Genomic DNA, 16653 nt, shown 5'->3' on the forward strand with positions numbered 1-16653 from the left:
CGCACCGCCTGCCGCTACTCGGCCCGCAGACCGTCCAACTTGGTCACCTGACGCAGCAACGGCAGCGTCAGCGCCGTGGCCACGAGCACGGCGAGCACAGCCGCCGCGCACACCATCCCGATGAGCCCGGCGTCCAGGCTCAGGCCCAGGCCCGCGTAGCGCAGGGTCGGCAACGTGATCCCGATCCCCGCCACGACGGCGAGCACGACCCCGATGCCGACGGGAATGGCGTTCTGCCACAACGATCCCCTGGCGAGCACCGACATCGGCACCCCGGCCGCCGACAGGGCCGCCAGTGGGCGGCGGCGCTCGACGATCTGCTCGATCGAGAGCATCAGCAGGGACAACGCGGCCACCGCCAGCACGAAGATCGACGCGACCAGCAGCAGGCCGCGCATCGTGCGCGTCGCCTCGTCGAGACGGCTCGACTCGGACGCCCCCAGCGTGGGCCGGACGTCGACCTCCCAGCTCAGTGGACCGACCGCCAGCGTGGCCGCCTCGAAGACCGCCGCGGGCTCCCCGGTGCCCGACACGTACAGCAGGCGCTCGGCGTCGGACGGGCTCACGCCGCCCAGCGCGCCTCGCGTGACGAGCAAAGTGGAGGAGACCTCACGCATCGCCTTGTCCGCGGGGATCCGCCGCACGTCCGCCGGGAGTGTCCACTGCGGACCGTCGGCCTGCTCACCGTCGCCGCCGTAGGAATAGAACCGCACCGGCATGCCCGGTGCGGGCTCGGCGGACTGGGCGACGTGCTCCTGGCCGCGCAGCCCGCCGACCAGGAACACGTCGCCGTCCGCGCAGGTGCCGAGCTCGGCCTGTGCGGCCAGTGCCGCGCAGTCGCCGATCACGGCCTGCCAGTGCAAGCCCGCCTCGTCACCTGCCGCGCGCAGCGGGGCCCGGACGACCTCGTGCACCGCCGTGATCCCGTCCGTTCCGGCCAGCAGCCTCGCCGCCTCCCCGAGCCGCTCGTCGCCGCCCGCGATCTGCGCGGAGATCGGGGTCGCGGCCTGCCAGCGGCTGTCCTCGGGTTCCGTCGAGCTGACCGCGCCCACGAGCGTCTGGATCAGGATCGCGCCCGCGAGCACGACGACGAGGCCGGAGACCACCCGGCTCGCGGTGCCGCTCTCCAGTTGCAGCCTGCGCACCGCGAACTGCCACGCGGGCGTGCCGCCCCGCAGGCCGGCCACGAACTTCTCCACCGCCCACGGCAGCAGCGCGGCGACGCCGATCAGCAGCAGCGAGCTGCCCGCGGCCAGCGCCAGGCCGACGGTTTCGGCGTTCGAGCGTTCCTCGGCCAGCAGCGTGCTCGCCATCAGCAGGCCACCGACCACCGCGACGGCCCAGCGCCACCACATCCGCCTGCGGGCGGGTTTGCCCTGCCGCACCACCCCGAGCGGTTCGACGATCGTGCGGCGCAGGCCGAAGATCGCCGCACCGACGGCCAGACCCGGCACCAGCACGGCGATGAGCACGACCAGCTGCCACGCTGGCACGAAATCCTCGGGGAAGAACCGCATCCCGAACAGGTCGAGGTCGCCGATCAACGGCCGCAGGAGCAGGAACAGCGCACCGCCGAGCAACAGTCCCGCCACGGCGCCGACCAGCGACTCGGCCGCCGCGATACGGCGGACCTGGCGCCCGCTGACGCCCAGCAGGCGCAGCGCCGCCAGCCGGCGTTCCCGTTGCGCGGCGCCCATGCGCGAGGCCGTGGTCACGAAGATCAGCAGTGGCAGCAGGAGGATCACCGCGACGGGCGCCACGAGGGCCGCCGTGGTGACGTTGACGGCGAAGCCGTCCGGCTCGGTGCCGAACCCGTACACCGCGTCGGCGTACTCCTCCCCCTTCAGCCGTTCCGCCGTGTCCCCGACGTAGACCACGCGGTCGCCCGCCATGCCCAGGCCCGCCTTGCCGACCTCGCCGACGACGGTGCCGCCGATCCGGGCCCGCGCCAGCTCACCGGCCGGGGTGGCGAGGTAGTCGGCCGCCGCCGGCGACACCACGACCTCGCCCGGAGCGGGCACGCGCTCCAGCCCCGGCGGCACCGGAGCGTCCGGCCCTTCCGGCGCGACCACGACAGCGTGCAGGTAGTCGTCGCCCGAGTCGATGAACCAGTCCATCCGGTACAGCGGGTCGACGCCGGGTCGCGTTTCGGTCTGCGGGACCTGGCCGGCCTGCCTGGCGTCCTGCTCGGACACCAGGGTGTTGATCGACGCGGCGGGCAGCAGAACGGCGACGACCAGCGCGACGCCGAGCGTGGTCATCGCCAGCCGCAGCAGCGCCTGCCCGGAGATCCGGCCGCCCCCGACGGCCAACCGGAGCCCCAGCAGGAGATCGCGGATCATGCCGCCAGCTCCAGATCGTTCACGCGGCCGTCCCTGACCACGATCTCGCGGTCGGAGTGCGCCGCCACGCGCGGCTCGTGGGTCACCAGGACCACGGCGGCGCCGGAGCCACGCGCGGCCTCGGTGAGCAACCGCATCACCTTCTCGCCGTTGAGCGAGTCCAGCGCGCCGGTGGGCTCGTCCGCGAAGATCACCTTGGGATCGGCGACCAGAGCCCTCGCCACCGCCACGCGCTGTCCCTGCCCGCCGGAGACGTCACCGGGCCTGCGGGCGCCGAGGTCTCCGACCTCGAGCCGCTCCAGCCAGCGCTGCGCCCTGGCCTCCGCAGGCTTGCGCTTGGCGCCGCCGAGCCGCAGCGGCAGCGCCACGTTCTCCAGGCACGTCAGCTCGGGGACCAGCTGGCCGAACTGGAAGACGAACCCGAAGTCCGTGCGCCGCAGCGCGCTGCGCTCGCCGTCGGACATCGCGGCCAGGTCCCTGCCCTGGTAGGAGATCGAGCCCGAGTCGGGGCGCACGATGCCCGCGAGGCAGTGCAGCAGCGTGGACTTGCCGGAGCCCGAGGGGCCCATGACGGCGAGCACTTCACCGGCGCGCACGGCGACGTCCGCGCCGCGCAGCGCCTCGGTCGGCCCGAACGCCTTGTGCAGGCCACGTCCGGCGAGCAACGGTTCGGTCATGAGCGCACCACCTCCGCGAGTGCGTCGAGCCGCGCCGCGGTGAGTTCCAGCCACCGCAGGTCGGCCTCCAAATGGAACAGGGCGTGATCGCAGATGAGCTGGTCGGCCAGGTCGCCGTCCGCCTTGCGCCGCGTCAGGTCGCGCATGACGGCGAGGTGGGCCGAGCGCTGGGTGTCCAGCACGTCCTGGGCGCTGCGCCCGGACAGCAGGGCCAGCACCACCTTGGTGTAGAGCGTGTTCTGCAGATACGGCTCCGGGCTCTCCGCCGTGCCGAGCCACGTCTCGATGTCCGTGACCCCGGCGTCGGTGATCGTGTAGCGCTTGCGGTCCGGGCCCGCCCCGTGCTCGACCCCCGCCTCCTCGACGAGCCCGTTGCGCAGCAACCGGGACAACGTTGAGTACACCTGGCCGTACGCGAGCTGCTTGCCCTGGGCGAACTGCTCGTCGTAGGCGCGTTTGAGGTCGTAGCCGTGTCGTGGCCCCGGTTCGAGCAGCGCCAGCAGCGTGCGTGAGACCGACATCGGCCCCTCCTTTCCCTGTGGTTGAGCACCTGTCCCGAGCACTATACACACGGTGTATTCACCACGTGTATACCCCCGTAATCCAGTCGCGAGATCGTCCGGACGGAGCGTTGCCGGTCACGATCGTTACCGAGTCACAGCCACTGGACCGGCATCGCGGCCGACAAGTACTACACGGTCGCCTTGGACCAGCCCGGCTCGATCGCGGGGCTCGTGACGATGGTGGACGAGCTGCGGGCCACATTGGACGAGATCGTGACGGCCATGAGGGTGTACTGGGCGGCGATGCTCGGCGCGCTCCTCGTCCTCGCGGGTGCGATCGTCGTCGCGGTCATCACCGTGGAGACCGTCGTCGGGACGATCCGTGTCCATTCTCGCGGGAGTCGCCGCCTTCTCCGCGGCCGTGGCTCAGGCCACCACGATGTTCACCGACACGATGAACTCCAAGAAGAACGACCTGAACTCGGCGGCCACGGACGGAACACATTTCTCGGGCGAGCAGTGGCCCTCGACCACCGGTGCCGACCGCGAGACGTTGGCGGATGCCAGCGTCCGGGACGGTGACGGCAGTGAGTGGGCACCGGTCTGACCGCGGTGTCCCGTGCTGATCCACGGTCCGCGGAGTTGCCGTGGCCGTCCTCGATGGACGCACCGAGGACGGCCACGTGCCCAGGTCACACCGCCAGCGTCAGCACCGTGGCCGCGTAGATGACCACGAGCACGACGCCGTCGAATCCGAGCCGCCACCAGCCCCTCCGCTGGCGCACGAGGAGCCCGCCGAGCAGCACCGCCGTCATGAGCAGGGACGCGGTGGTGAGGAACAGCTGGTCCGGGCTGGCGGCGTGGTAGAGCGACCCGCCGCGGTAGAGGACGTCGCCGACCACCAGGTTGAGCGCGTCCAGGCTGTTGCCGCCGACCACGGCCGCGATGGCGAGTGTCACCGCGCCCCGGCGGACCGCCGCCAGGGCCGTGACCGTTTCCGGCAGGGCGTTGACGAGGCCCATGAACACGGCACCGACGACGCCCGCGTTCAGCCCCGTCGCCGTGACGAGACTGTCCGCGGCGTGCGCGACCGCCCAGCCACCGACGACGACCACGCCGGCGATCAGCACGAACTCCGTCCACAGTGCACCGAGGCCGCGGTTGCCGAGCCGCCCGTGATCCTCCGGTTCGTCGTGCCGCGTCTCGCTCGTGGCGATCGCCCGCCACATCGGCTGCCGCTGGTTCCGGATGAGGGAGATCCCGCCGAGATAGCAGGCGATCAGGACCGCCGAGGCCGGATGCACGCCGGCCACGGTGACGTCCGGGCTGAACGAGGCCAGCAGCGCCGTGCTCAGCAGCACGATCAGCAGGCAGCCGAAGAGGAGGTTGCCGGGCGAGGCCGCCGCGTGCTCGAGGTTCACCCGCCGGTAGGCGGCGTCGGCCACGACGATCGCCAGCGTCTGGGCTGCGACCCCGCCGACGGCGTTGCCGTAGGCCAGCTCCGGCTGGTCGCCTGCCGCGCTCACGCCCGTCATCACGATGCCCGACAGCGAGGTCGCCAGCCCGAAGAAGACCGCTCCGAACAACGCCTCGCCCCAGCCGGTGCGGTCGGCCAGGGCGTCGCCGAGGGCGGCGAGCCGGACGCTGCACAACACCGTCACGACTGCGGCGGCCGCGAACACGGCGACGGACCAGCCGACCGGCCATTGTTGGGTCAACACCGCGGGCGCCCAGCCCCCTTCGATCCCGCATCCGTGATCACGTGGGCTCCGGCTACCCCCTCGCCCGCTGTCTCATGCCTCGACCGCGGTCAAACGGCTCTGCTGCGCCAGGCGAGGACGCCGGCCGCGCCGAGTCCCGCTGTCGCCAGCGCACAGCTGACGACGAAGGGATCGACACCGGTGAGCGCGGGCGCGAACCCGATGCCGACGTAGAGCGTGACCCCCGAGGAGCCGCCGAGCTGGTCGGCGGCGCGCTGGACGCCGGACGCGACACCGGCGTCGTCGCCGGTCACCCCGCTCACCGCCGCGTATTGCAGGCCGACGAGCCCGAAGGCCATTCCCCCGGCGATCAGCACCATCGCGGGCACCGACTCCCACGCTCCCGCGCCGGCAACGGCGCCGACGGCGATCGCCCCCATCCCGGCCGCGGTCAGCACGACGCCGACGAGTGCGCAGGCCCGTGCTCCCCACCGGCCGACGACCCGGGGCACGAGGCTCGCTGCCACCACCAGCGTCACCGCGAGCGGCAGCAGCGCCACGCCCGCCGCGAGGGGACCGAGAGCCGCCCGTTGCTGGAGCTGAAAGGTCAACAGCAGGAAGGAGGTGGACAGGGCTCCGCTGAGCAACGCGGTGGCGACGTTGGCGCGCACCCGGGCCCGGTTGCGGAAGAACGCGGGCGGGAGCAGCGGTTCGGCCGCCCGGCGTTCCACGACGACGAGCAGGCCGCCCGCCACCGCCGCGCCCGCCAGTGCGGCAGCCGCGACCCATTGGTGCCCGCCGCCTTCGCCCGCCTCGGCGATCCCGAACACCAACAGCAGCGGTGCGAGGGTGAGCAGCACCGACCCGGGCAGGTCGAGTGGAGTGCGCTCGCCCGGCGGATCAGCGGGCACGAGAGCCGCGGCCGCGACGATCACGAACAGGACGAACGGCACGCTGACGAGGAAGACCCACCGCCAGCCGAGCAGTTCCGTGATGACGCCCGAGAGCACGAAACCCAGCACCAGTCCGGTGCTGGCGACGGCGGCCCACACACTCAGCGCGCGAGTCCGGCGTGGCCCTTCGGGGAAGGTCAGCACGATCACCGCCATCGCCGAGGGCAGGGCGAGAGCCTCGCCGACGCCCTGCAGCATCCGTGCCCCGACCAGCAGGGGATACGACGGCGCCACGCCCGCCAGCAACGAGGCGCCACCGAAGACCGTCACGCCGGTGAGCAGGACCCGCCGCCTGCCGAGCACGTCGCTGAGCCGGCCGCCGAACATGAGCAGACCACCGCCCGCGACGGTGTAGCCGACCACGACCCACGTCAGCTCGCGCGTGGTGACGCCGAAGTCCACGCCGATCGACGGCAACGCGATGTTGACCACGGTGACGTCGACCGCGATCAGGAACTGCAGCAGGGAAAGGGAACCGAGGACGACCCAGGGCCGCAGCCGGGACGTCGCCAGGTGAGTGTCCGTACGCACGAAAGATGCTCCGTTGCTCGAGAAGATTCCGAGCAGCACAAGAAAGGCCGCTCCGGTCGACCAGCGAAGCGACGGAGAATGTTGCGCGAGAACCGCTCCGCCGCTAGTGGCGGAGCGTCCTCGTCACGGCGGCGGCCGCCGCGGCAGAAGCGCCAGACATGGCGCGCAGCCTAGCAGGGCACCAGGGCGCGGGCGCGGTCAGTCGCGGGGTTTCCTCAGGCGCCACGCGGCCTTCGCGCCGAGGCTCGTGTCGATGTGGTCGCGCATCACGGCCGCCGCCGCGTCGCTGTCGCCCACGATCACGCTGTCCGCCAGCATGCGGTGCTCCGCGTCCTTCCGCTCCCGTTCCTCCGGCGCGCGCTCCACCTCGAGCGCCAGCCTGCGGTAGCGGTCGGCCTTGTCCCACAGCCCTTCCAGGGTCTCGATCAGCAGCTCGTTGTGCGAGGCGCGGTAGATCGCCGCGTGGAAGCGGCGGTGGTGCAGCAGCTCCTCGTAGCCGGGATTGCTGCGCAACGCGACGAGGCCCTTCGCGGCCTCGCGGATGTCGGCGATGTCAGCCTTCGTGCGCCGCTGCGCGGCGAGGGACGCGGCGAGCGGATCCAGCGAGCGGCGGAGCTCGTACAGGTCGCGGGCCTCCTCGGCCTTGAGCTCGGTGACCCGCGCGTCGCGATGGGCGTCCAGCTCCACCAGCCCTCGGCCTTGAGCCGCCGGAGCGCCTCCCGCAGCGGCGTGGTGCTGATCCCGATGGTGCGCGCCAGCGTCGCCTGGATCGGTGCGTCCGGGCCGCTCGTCGAGCCCGTCGCGGCGGCGGGCTCGACGCGGGGTTGTCGGTCGCCACGGGACCGCTGGGCACCGGCGCCGACGGCGAGCGGTGTTCCTCCGCGACATCTGGCCCTCGGCCCGCGACGTCACCGGCGTCACCGAGTCCACAGTGGATCCGACGATGTTCGAGCACGCCTGCGCGGACGTGTTCGGCGGCGACGGCCGCTGGCGGGTGCTCGACGCCCCGGACGGGCAGGCGTGGGACGCCGCGTCCCCGGTGAGAACGCCGGCACGCTCGGCCTCACCGGCGCCGAACCGTTCACCGTCACCGGCCTCACCGCGCTCGCCGAGGGCCGCGTCCCGGAGCACGTGACGGTACGCGCCGGTGACGTCGAGTTCCGGGTGCGCGTGCGGCTCGACACCGCCCGCGAAGCCGACTACTACCGGCACGGCGGCATCATGAACTACGTCCTGCGCGAGATCGTCGAGATCGCGTCCGCCGACCGCGCCTGGTAGAACCGATCACCGCCGGGGTACCGTCGACCGCTCGTAGCCGACTGACAACGGGGGTGTCGTGAGCCGACGCACGATCTGGGTCAACCTGGGCGCGCTCGCCGTCGTGGGTGTGCTGGCCGGCGGGTTCTGGGTGGGTTACCAGCAGTCCGCCGAGGACGACCGCGCCAACCTGGTCGTCGAAGCGGGCGGGGAACCCGTCGACGACCAGGCCAAGGGCGGCCCGACCCCACCGAGCCCGAGCGCCGCCGGGGCGCCGCGGGCCGAGGACGTCGCCGGGCAGTGGCTGACCGGGCAGCACACGCTGTACGCCAACGACGCGCGGCCGGACGCCTGGATCAGCCGCGTGGAACACCTGTCCACGAAACGGATGCGGGCCGGGCTGGCGCAGTTCCGCGACGGCAACGGGGGCCTCGTGTGGGAGGACTTCCAGCGCAAGCAGTGCAGCCGTACCGTGCACGACCTGCGCACCCAGCCCGCGCCGTCCTCACCCGGCGCGCACGAGAGCCAGTGGGTCCTCGTGCAGGCCGTGGCCGTCACCAGCTGCCGCCGGGACGGCGACCCGCCGTTCCCGCCCCAGGTGCCCGTGACGGCGACCTTCGAGCTGACCAGGGAGTCCTCGGGCAAGTGGCTGGTGAACTCCCGCACCGAGCTGGCCTGACGACGGCGGGGACCGGACGCCCCGTTGCCCGCGCTCCCGGTGGCTACGCGCCCCCGTGCCGAGCCCGCAGGGCGGTGACCAGATCGCCGAGCCCGTCGAACCGCGCGTCGAAGGCATCGGTGCTCGCGGGCGGGTCGCCGACGGGCCGCCGGACGTAGGCGGTGCGCATTCCCTGTGCCTGGGCGCCGCGGAGGTCCCACGCGTGCGCGGCGACCATGAGCACCCGCTCCGGCGGGCATCCGGCGGCGTCGAGTGCGAGCCGGTAGACCTCCGGCGCCGGTTTGTAGGCGGCGACCGTCTCGGCGGACAGCGCCTGGTGCCAGCGCAGCCCGGCATGGACGTTGAGCCGCAGCAGCGCGGTGCGGCTCGCGTTGGACAGCCCCACCACCGGCAGCTGCTCCGCGAGCCGGTCGAGGCCGGCGACGGAGTCCGCCCAGGGCGGCAGGCGCTGCCCCGCGGTGGCCAGCCGGGCGACGGCCGCCGGATCGGCGACCCCCGCCCGGTCGGCGACCAGCCGCGCGGCCTCCGCGTCGAGGACGTCGGAGCCCGCGTACGCGCGCTCGCCGCGCACGATGCGGTCCTGCTCGCGTTCGACGTGCCGCCGCCACCCGGCGAGCAGGTCCCCGACCAGCGCCTCGTCCCGCCCGGGCACCGCGTCGCGATCGCCGCGCCGAGGCCGCCGGGCTCGTCGACCAGCGTGCCGAGCACGTCGAGCACGACGACCTCGATGCCACGGACCCCACTCATGCGCCCTCCCATCCGTCACCGGTCGGACCGGTGACGGATCTTGCCGCAAGGCCGCGTCACCGGTCAAGATGGTGACGTGGAGTTCGCGTTCGTGAGCGGCAACCCGGCCCTCGACCTGGCCGCGACCGTGGAAGCACGCCGGGACGAGCCCGCCGACCTGCTCGGCACGCCGTCGGACCTCGAACGCTGGGTGGCCGCGTGCGATGGGCTCCCCGACGAGGTCACCGCCGACACCGCGACGTTCGAGGCCGCGCTGGCGCTGCGCGAAGCGCTCTACCGGCTCGCCCTCGACCGCGTGCTCGGCACGCCCTTCGACCGCGACTGCCTCGCGATCGTCAACGCCGCGGCCGCGGGACCCGTGCCCGCGATGGAGCTGAGCGACACGGGGCTGCGGCTGTCGGGCGACCTCCGCGCCGCCCTGTCCCAGGTGGCCCGGCGCGGCATCGCGGTGCTCGCCGATCCCGGTGCGCGGCTCAAGGAATGCGGGCGCGCCGGCTGCACCCGCATCTACCTCGACCGCTCGCGCGGCGCCCGGCGCACGTGGTGCGGCATGGACGAGTGCGGCAACCGCGTCAAAGCCGCGGCGTACCGCGCACGCAGGCGGGCGGCGGCCCCTCAGTCCACTGTGGAGTAGTGAGAGGCGTCGCCTGCCCTCGCCGTGCTGCGCACACCGTCGACGCTCTCGGGGATCGTGCCCGCCACCGTGATCCGGTGCAGCCTGCGCGCCTGGTCGTCGTAGTCGGCGACGCCGTAGTGCTGGGTGGCCCGGTTGTCCCAGATCGCCAGGTCACCGGGTTGCCACGGCCAGCGCACGGTGTTCTCCAGCCGCGTGACGCGTGCCTGCAGCAGGCCGAAGATCGCGCTCGACTCCGCGGAGGACAGCCCGACGAGCTGCTTGACGAAATGGCCGAGCAGCAGCACCCGTTCCCCGGTCTCGGGATGCACCCGCACCACGGGGTGCTCGGTCTCGTACACGTCGGAGCGGAACTCGTCGCGGTACGCCTGCTCCTTCACGTCCACCCCGCCGACCCGGCGCTCGTCGACGTGCCGGGTGTAGTCGTAGAGGTTCGTGTGCACGGCCCACAGCTTCTCGGCCAGCGCCTTGAGCGACTCCGGCAGGCCGGCGTACGCCGCGGCGGTGTTGGCCCACACGGTCGTGCCGCCGTAGGCCGGGATCGTGATGGCCCGCAACAGGCTGAAGGCCGGAATGCGGTCGACGAACGTGACGTCGGAGTGCCAGCTGTTGGCGCGGCCGTACTCGGCGTCGATGGGCAGGATGTTGTCCAGTCCCACACTGCGCACGGTGGGGTGCGGCTGGGTCAGCTCGCCGAGCAGGCGCCCGAACGCCTGCTGCCCGGCGTCGTCCAGGTGATGCTGCCCGCGGAAGAAGACCACCTTGTTCTCCAGCAGCGCCGCCCGGATCCGCGCGACGGTGTCCGCGTCGAGGTCGCCGCCGAGCCGGACCCCGTCGATGCGCGCGCCGATGCGCCCGCCGATCCTGGTCACCGAAATTCCGGTGCTTCGTGCCACGTCCACACTCATTGCTCACTCCTTGATCCGTACCGGTCCGCATCAGACTGCTGCTTTCCCCGCGAATCGGGCAATATTTCTGCGGCATGAAAACAATGCTTCCCAGGACGTGAGAACGTGACACGGGAACCATTGCCGCACCGAGGATTTCCGTGCCAGCCTGACAAACGGGAGCCAACCTCCCCGACCGGGAGGTTAATTTCCCCGGTTCTCGAAATCCGCTTTTCCACTATTCCCCGCCGCAAAGGACAATCGCTGTGACGACCACCAATCGACGACAATTCCTGGGGCTCACCGCGCTCGGGCTCACTGCCGCCGCGGGTGCGCTCACCGGCTGCGGCACGGCGAGCGGGGTGAACACCAGGACCATCCGCTACCAGGGCTGGGCGGGGCAGGTCATCCCTTCCGAACTGGCCGCCGATCTCGGCTACCTCGGCGACGTGAAGCTGGAATGGGTCGGCAACACCATCAGCGGACCGCAGGACATCCAGTCCGCCGCGACCGGCCAGGTCGACTACGGCGGCGCCTTCAACGGCGCGGTGATCAAGCTGGCCGCGCGGAAGGCGCCGATCACGTCGGTCATCGGCTACTACGGCGTCGACAGGGACGAGGCCAGCGGCTACTACGTGCTGGAGGACAGCCCGCTGCGGGGCCCGAGGGACCTGCTGGGCGCCAAGGTCGGCATGAACACGCTCGGCGCGCACAGCGAGGCCATGCTCGACATCTACCTGGAGCGCAACGGGCTGACCCCCGCTGAGCGCGAGCAGGTGGAGCCCACCGTGGTGCCGCCCGTCAACACCGAGCAGGCTCTGCGGCAGGGCCAGATCGAGGTCGCGGTGCTCGGCGGGATCCTGCGGGAGAAGGCACTGGAGCGCGGCGGGATCCGCAAGCTGTTCAGCGACTACGAGCTGCTCGGCGACTTCACCGCGGGCACCTACGTGTTCCGCAGGGACTTCCTCGAGGCCAACGCCGACACCGTGCGCACCTTCGTCTCCGGCGTCGCCAAGGCCATCGAATGGAGCAAGAGCACACCGCACGAGGAGGTCGTCGAACGCTTCACCCGCATCGTCACCGACCGCAGGCGCAACGAGGACACCGATCCCCTGAAGTACTGGCGTTCCTACGGCGTCGCCGGCGCGGGTGGCGTGATCAAGGACGAGGAGCTGCGCCTGTGGGTCGACTGGCTGGGCCAGCGCGGCGACATCGAACCGGACGCGGTCACCGTGCGCGACGCCTACACCAACGAGTTCAACTCCTACGCGAAGGGCACCGGGGCATGACGACGAAGATCCGTTTCGAAGGGGTCGGGCGCACGTTCCCGGTCCGGGGCGGCCGGGAGCGGCTGACGGCATTGGAGAGCATCGACCTGGACATCGCCGAGGGCGAGTTCACGGTCGTGGTCGGACCGAGCGGCTGCGGCAAATCCACGCTGCTGGACCTGCTGGCGGGACTGGGAACCCCGTCGTCGGGCCGGGTCCTGCTCGACGGCCGACCGGTGACCGGGCCCGGGGTGGACCGCGGCATCGTCTTCCAGCAGTACGCGCTGCTGCCGTGGCGCACCGCGCAGGGCAACGTCGAGTTCGGTCTCGAGGCGACCGGGGTCCCGAAGCGGGAACGTGCCGAGCGGGCGCGGGAGTACCTCGAGCTGGTGGACCTCGCCGCGTTCGCCGACCGGCACCCGCACGAGCTCTCCGGCGGCATGAAGCAGCGCGTGGCGATCGCGCGCAGCCTCGCCTACGACCCGGACGTGCTGCTGATGGACGAGCCGTTCGCCGCGCTCGACGCCCAGACCCGCGAGTCGCTGCAGGACGAGCTGCGGCGCATCTGGCGGCGCACCGGCAAGACGATCGTGTTCATCACCCACGGAATCGACGAGGCCGTGTACCTCGGGCAGCGAGTCGCGGTGCTGACCTCGCGCCCCGGCCGCATCAAGTCCGTTGTGGACATCCAACTCGACCGGAGCGCGGCCGAGGACATCCGCTCGGCGCCGGAGTTCGCCCGGTACCGGCACGAGATCTGGACCCTGCTGCACGACGAGGTCGTGCGCGCCCAGCAGCTGGAAAAGGAGGCGGTGCCGGCATGAGCGCCCCCACGATCGCCAAGCGGGACACGAGCGGGCCGGCGGGCTCCCGGCCTCGCACCGGCGCGGCCCGCAGGGCGGGGTCGGCGTTCTCGGGCATCGCCACCAGGTCGGCCGCCGTCCTCCTGCTGCTCGCGGTGTGGGAGCTCGCGCCGAGGACGGGACTGATCGACGCCACGTTCCTCACACCGTTCTCCGAGGTCGTGCTCGCACTGGGCGAGCTGGCGGCCAACGGGCAGCTCGCCGAGCACGTCCAGGCCAGCCTGACCCGTTCGCTGTCCGGGTTCGGCATCGCGGTGCTGCTCGCCGTGCCGCTCGGGATCCTCATCGGCTGGTACCGGACCGTCTCCGACGTGCTCACGCCGCTGGTGCAGGTGTTTCTCAACACCGCGGCCCTCGCCCTGCTCCCGGTGTTCGTCCTGGTGCTCGGCATCGGTGAGACGTCGAAGATCGCGATCGTGGTCTACGCGTGCACGTGGCCGATCCTGCTGAACACGATCACCGCGGTGCGCAACGTGGACCCGACGTTGCTGAAGCTCGCGAGGTCGCTGGACCTGCCGCCGCTCGCCCTCTTCCGCAAGGTGATACTCCCCGCGTCGATCCCGACGATCTTCACGGGCCTGCGGCTCGCGGGTGCGGCCGCGATCGTCGTGGTGATCGCCGCGGAGATGGTGGGAGCGAAGGCCGGGCTGGGCTTCCTCATCAACGATTCCCAGTACAACTTCGCCATCCCGTCGATGTACGCGGGCATCGTGGCCATCTCGGTCATCGGCGTGGGCTTCAACCAGCTGCTGGTGGTGTTCGAGCGACGCCTGACGAGCTGGAGGTGAGCGCGGCCGGGCGAGATCGGCGGTGAGTGCCTATCGTACGGGCATGCCGAAGATTCGCGGCCGTCGCCGCGCACGCCGGATCGCCGCACACGCCCTCGGCGCCACACTGGCGTTCGCGGGCACGGCGCACCTGACGTTCGCCCGCGAGGAGTTCCAGGCTCAGGTGCCCTCGTGGGTGCCGCTGGACGCCGACGACGTGGTCCTGCCGTCCGGGGCCGCCGAGATAGCGCTCGGCGCGGGCCTGCTCGCGCTGCCGAGGCAACGCCGCAGGCTGGGTGTGCTCACAGCGGCGTTCTTCGCCGCGGTGTTCCCCGGCAACATCGCGCAGTACCGGAACAGGGTCGACGCCTTCGGCCTGGACACCGACCGCAAACGCGCGGTGCGCCTCGCGGGCCAGCCACTCCTGGTGGCGTGGGCGCTGTGGTCGACACGGGACTAGGGAGCCGGAGTATGTCCACAGTGGATATCGAGGTCGTGCTCTTCGACACCTTCGGCACGGTCGTCGACTGGCGCACCGGCGTGGCCGCGGCGGTCGGCGAGTTCGCGGCCAGGCACGGGCTCGACCTGGACGGCGAGGAGTTCGCGGACCGGTGGCGTGCCCGCTACCAGCCGAGCATGGAGCCGGTGCGTACCGGTGAGCGGGACTTCGTGTCCCTCGACGTGCTCCACGAGGAGAACCTCCGCGCGGTGCTCGGCGAGTACGGCGTCGACCCTGGGACGATCGCGCCCCGGGAGCTGACGTGGCTCAACGAGGCGTGGCACCGGCTCCCGCCGTGGCCGGACAGCGTCCCCGGCCTGCGGCGGCTGCGCGAGCACGTGCTGATCGGGCCGCTGTCCAACGGCAACCTCGTCCTGCTGGCGCGCATGGCCAAGCACGCGGGGCTGCCGTGGGACATCGTGCTGGGCTCGGACGTCACCAGGGCCTACAAGCCGCGGCCGGAGGCGTACCTGCGCGCCGCGGCGCTACTGGGGCTCGCACCGGGCCGGATCATGCTCGCCGCCGCGCACAACGGCGACCTGCACGCGGCCCGGTCGGCCGGCCTGCGGACCGCGTTCATCCCGAGGCCGGCCGAGTTCGGTCCCGGCCAGACCCGCGACCTGGAGCCCGAGAGCGACTGGGACCTCGTGGCCTCCGACATCGGCGAGCTCGCCACGCACTTCACCGGCCGCACCTGGACCGCCGACGGGCACCTGTGAGCCACCGCAGTGAAGGCCACCTTGCCTGCGTTCAACGCAGTGAAGGTGGCCTTGCCTGCGTTGAATCAACACAGCGGCGCGTCAGCGTCTCCGTCTGGGTGGTGGTGGGAGACGGGTGGGCGCAGTGAAGGTGGCCTTCACTGCGGATCGGGGCTACCGGGTCACTGGTGCGCGATGCTGACCGCGCGGGTGTTGAGGTAGGCCTCCATCGCCTCGGGGCCGCCCTCCGAGCCGTAGCCCGAGTCCTTGACGCCGCCGAAGGGCAGCTCGGCCGAGGGCATGGCGGGCATGTTGACCCACAGCATGCCGACCTCGACCCTGCGGGTGAGCCGGTCGGCCGTGGCCAGGGAGCGGGTGAAAGCGTACCCGGCGAGCCCGTAGGAAAGGCGGTTGGCCTCGGTGATCGCCTCGTCCAGATCCTGGAAGCCGCGGATCGCCGCCACGGGGCCGAAGGGCTCCTCGTTGAACAGCTTGGCCTCGGCCGGGACGTCGTCGAGCACGGTGGGCGCCCAGAAGTTGCCCTCGTCGCCGATGCGCTTGCCGCCCGAGAGGACCGTGGCTCCCCGCTCGACGGCGTCGGCGTACAGCGCCGACATGGCGTCGACCCGCCGGGTGTTGGCGAGCGGCCCCATCTCGGTGCCCTCGGCGAGGCCGTCGCCGACGTTGAGGCCGGTGGCGACCTCGGCGAACGCCTTGGCGAAGTCCTGGCGAACCGACTCGTGCACGAGGAACCGCGTCGGGGAGATGCACACCTGGCCCGCGTTGCGGAACTTCGCCCTGCTCATGGTCTTGACGGCCAGCTCGATGTCGGCGTCCTCGCAGACGATCACCGGGGCGTGGCCGCCCAGCTCCATCGACACCCGCTTCATGTGCCGGCCCGCGAGCGCGGCGAGCTGCTTGCCGACCGCGGTCGACCCGGTGAAGGTGATCTTGCGGATCACCGGGTGGGCGATCAGGTACTCCGAGATCTCGGCCGGGTTGCCGTACACCAGCGCGAGCACCCCGGCGGGCAGGCCGGCGTCCTGGAACGCGCGCACCAGCGCGGCCGGGCTGGCCGGAGTCTCCTCGGGCGCCTTCACGATCATCGAGCAGCCCGCGGCCAGCCCGGCACCGAGCTTGCGCACGACCTGGTTGATCGGGAAGTTCCACGGCGTGAACGCCGCCACCGGGCCCACCGGGTCCTTGATCACCAGCTGCTGGATCGCGGGGTTGGCGCGGTGCGGGACGAGGCGGCCGTACACGCGCAGGCCCTCGTCGGCGAACCAGTCGATGATGTCCGCGCCCGCCAGGATCTCGCCCTTGGCCTCCACCAGCGGCTTGCCCTGCTCCTGCGTCATCAGCGCCGCGATCTCGTCGACGCGGGACCGCACCAGCTCGGCCGCCTTGCGCATGATCTTGCTCCGCTGCGCGGGCGTGTAGTCGCGCCACACCTCGAAGCCGCGGCGCACCGAGTCGGCCGCGCGGTCGAGGTCCTGCGTGGTCGCGTGCGCGACCCGCCCGATGACCTGGCCGGTCGCCGGGTTCTGCACGTCGATCGTGCGCCCTTCCGCGGCATCCAGCCACTGGTCGTCGATGAAGAGCTGGGTGTCCGGATAGGTCATCGAGAAGCCTCCCTCGTGAATGTGCG

The 16653-nt window shown here is 72.0% G+C and carries 18 protein-coding genes and 1 pseudogene; 9 read left to right on the forward strand and 10 right to left on the reverse strand.

What is annotated here, in order from left to right; genetic code table 11:
• Positions 1–14: 14 nt before the first annotated feature.
• The 4 genes from BA062_RS13765 to BA062_RS39815 form a co-directional block, all read right to left on the reverse strand.
• Positions 15–2342 (reverse strand): FtsX-like permease family protein, encoded by a 2328-nt coding sequence (locus tag BA062_RS13765; RefSeq protein WP_110336436.1) that lies wholly within the window; start codon positions 2340–2342, stop codon positions 15–17.
• Positions 2339–3019, reverse strand: a complete 681-nt coding sequence (locus tag BA062_RS13770) for an ABC transporter ATP-binding protein (RefSeq protein ID WP_110336437.1) — start codon at positions 3017–3019, stop codon at positions 2339–2341. Before BA062_RS13770 ends, BA062_RS13765 begins: the two co-directional genes overlap by 4 nt.
• The gene (locus tag BA062_RS13775) at positions 3016–3540 is read right to left on the reverse strand and encodes a PadR family transcriptional regulator (RefSeq protein WP_110336438.1); all 525 of its coding nucleotides are present in this window, start codon (positions 3538–3540) and stop codon (positions 3016–3018) included. Before BA062_RS13775 ends, BA062_RS13770 begins: the two co-directional genes overlap by 4 nt.
• Positions 3541–3710: 170 nt before the next feature.
• The gene (locus BA062_RS39815; protein ID WP_168213946.1) at positions 3711–3878 is read right to left on the reverse strand and encodes a hypothetical protein; all 168 of its coding nucleotides are present in this window, start codon (positions 3876–3878) and stop codon (positions 3711–3713) included.
• Positions 3879–3904: 26 nt separating this feature from the next.
• On the opposite strand from BA062_RS39815, the gene BA062_RS13780 reads away from it, so the two are divergent.
• Positions 3905–4129, forward strand: coding sequence for a hypothetical protein (locus tag BA062_RS13780; protein WP_110336439.1), 225 nt, complete (start codon positions 3905–3907; stop codon positions 4127–4129).
• Between the two features lie 85 nt (positions 4130–4214).
• On the opposite strand, the gene BA062_RS13785 is transcribed toward BA062_RS13780, so the two are convergent.
• The 3 genes from BA062_RS13785 to BA062_RS13795 form a co-directional block, all read right to left on the reverse strand.
• Positions 4215–5243, reverse strand: a complete 1029-nt coding sequence (locus BA062_RS13785; RefSeq protein WP_110336440.1) for a sodium:calcium antiporter — start codon at positions 5241–5243, stop codon at positions 4215–4217.
• An 89-nt stretch (positions 5244–5332) separates the two neighbouring features.
• A complete protein-coding gene (locus BA062_RS13790) occupies positions 5333–6706 on the reverse strand; it encodes an MFS transporter (protein ID WP_245959811.1) in 1374 nt (457 codons plus the stop codon).
• 198 nt (positions 6707–6904) lie between these two features.
• Positions 6905–7393: a GntR family transcriptional regulator gene (locus BA062_RS13795; protein WP_245959812.1), complete on the reverse strand. Its 489-nt coding sequence runs from the start codon at positions 7391–7393 to the stop codon at positions 6905–6907.
• Between the two features lie 333 nt (positions 7394–7726).
• On the opposite strand from BA062_RS13795, the gene BA062_RS13800 reads away from it, so the two are divergent.
• Both BA062_RS13800 and BA062_RS13805 read left to right on the forward strand, forming a co-directional pair.
• Positions 7727–7984: a hypothetical protein gene (locus BA062_RS13800; RefSeq protein ID WP_110336441.1), complete on the forward strand. Its 258-nt coding sequence runs from the start codon at positions 7727–7729 to the stop codon at positions 7982–7984.
• Positions 7985–8042: 58 nt separating this feature from the next.
• Complete coding sequence (locus tag BA062_RS13805; protein ID WP_110336442.1) at positions 8043–8642, forward strand: hypothetical protein; 600 nt, start codon at positions 8043–8045, stop codon at positions 8640–8642.
• Between the two features lie 43 nt (positions 8643–8685).
• Here the strand turns inward: BA062_RS13805 and BA062_RS13810 are convergent.
• Positions 8686–9389: pseudogene (locus BA062_RS13810) on the reverse strand (haloacid dehalogenase type II).
• A gap of 76 nt (positions 9390–9465) precedes the next feature.
• Between BA062_RS13810 and BA062_RS13815 the strand changes: the two are divergent.
• Positions 9466–10023 (forward strand): CGNR zinc finger domain-containing protein, encoded by a 558-nt coding sequence (locus BA062_RS13815; RefSeq protein WP_110336443.1) that lies wholly within the window; start codon positions 9466–9468, stop codon positions 10021–10023.
• Here BA062_RS13815 and BA062_RS13820 read toward each other — a convergent pair.
• Positions 10005–10931 carry a TauD/TfdA dioxygenase family protein gene (locus tag BA062_RS13820; RefSeq protein WP_110336444.1) on the reverse strand — a complete coding sequence of 309 codons (927 nt, stop codon included), beginning with the start codon at positions 10929–10931 and terminating at the stop codon, positions 10005–10007. The two genes, BA062_RS13815 and BA062_RS13820, sit on opposite strands and share 19 nt — an antisense overlap.
• A gap of 245 nt (positions 10932–11176) precedes the next feature.
• On the opposite strand from BA062_RS13820, the gene BA062_RS13825 reads away from it, so the two are divergent.
• From BA062_RS13825 to BA062_RS13845, 5 genes are read left to right on the forward strand one after another with little or no spacing between them, the layout of a single operon-like run.
• Positions 11177–12199, forward strand: a complete 1023-nt coding sequence (locus BA062_RS13825; RefSeq protein WP_110336445.1) for an ABC transporter substrate-binding protein — start codon at positions 11177–11179, stop codon at positions 12197–12199.
• Complete coding sequence (locus tag BA062_RS13830) at positions 12196–13002, forward strand: ABC transporter ATP-binding protein (protein ID WP_110336446.1); 807 nt, start codon at positions 12196–12198, stop codon at positions 13000–13002. Before BA062_RS13825 ends, BA062_RS13830 begins: the two co-directional genes overlap by 4 nt.
• Positions 12999–13829, forward strand: a complete 831-nt coding sequence (locus BA062_RS13835) for an ABC transporter permease (protein ID WP_110336447.1) — start codon at positions 12999–13001, stop codon at positions 13827–13829. Before BA062_RS13830 ends, BA062_RS13835 begins: the two co-directional genes overlap by 4 nt.
• Positions 13830–13872: 43 nt before the next feature.
• Positions 13873–14268 carry a DoxX family protein gene (locus tag BA062_RS13840; RefSeq protein ID WP_110336448.1) on the forward strand — a complete coding sequence of 132 codons (396 nt, stop codon included), beginning with the start codon at positions 13873–13875 and terminating at the stop codon, positions 14266–14268.
• Between the two features lie 11 nt (positions 14269–14279).
• Positions 14280–15026, forward strand: coding sequence for a haloacid dehalogenase type II (locus BA062_RS13845; protein WP_110336449.1), 747 nt, complete (start codon positions 14280–14282; stop codon positions 15024–15026).
• Positions 15027–15187: 161 nt separating this feature from the next.
• Here BA062_RS13845 and BA062_RS13850 read toward each other — a convergent pair whose 3' ends face one another.
• The gene (locus BA062_RS13850; RefSeq protein WP_110336450.1) at positions 15188–16627 is read right to left on the reverse strand and encodes an NAD-dependent succinate-semialdehyde dehydrogenase; all 1440 of its coding nucleotides are present in this window, start codon (positions 16625–16627) and stop codon (positions 15188–15190) included.
• Positions 16628–16653: the final 26 nt, after the last annotated feature.

The organism is Prauserella flavalba, assembly GCF_003202235.1.
Taxonomy (GTDB): domain Bacteria; phylum Actinomycetota; class Actinomycetes; order Mycobacteriales; family Pseudonocardiaceae; genus Prauserella_A; species Prauserella_A flavalba.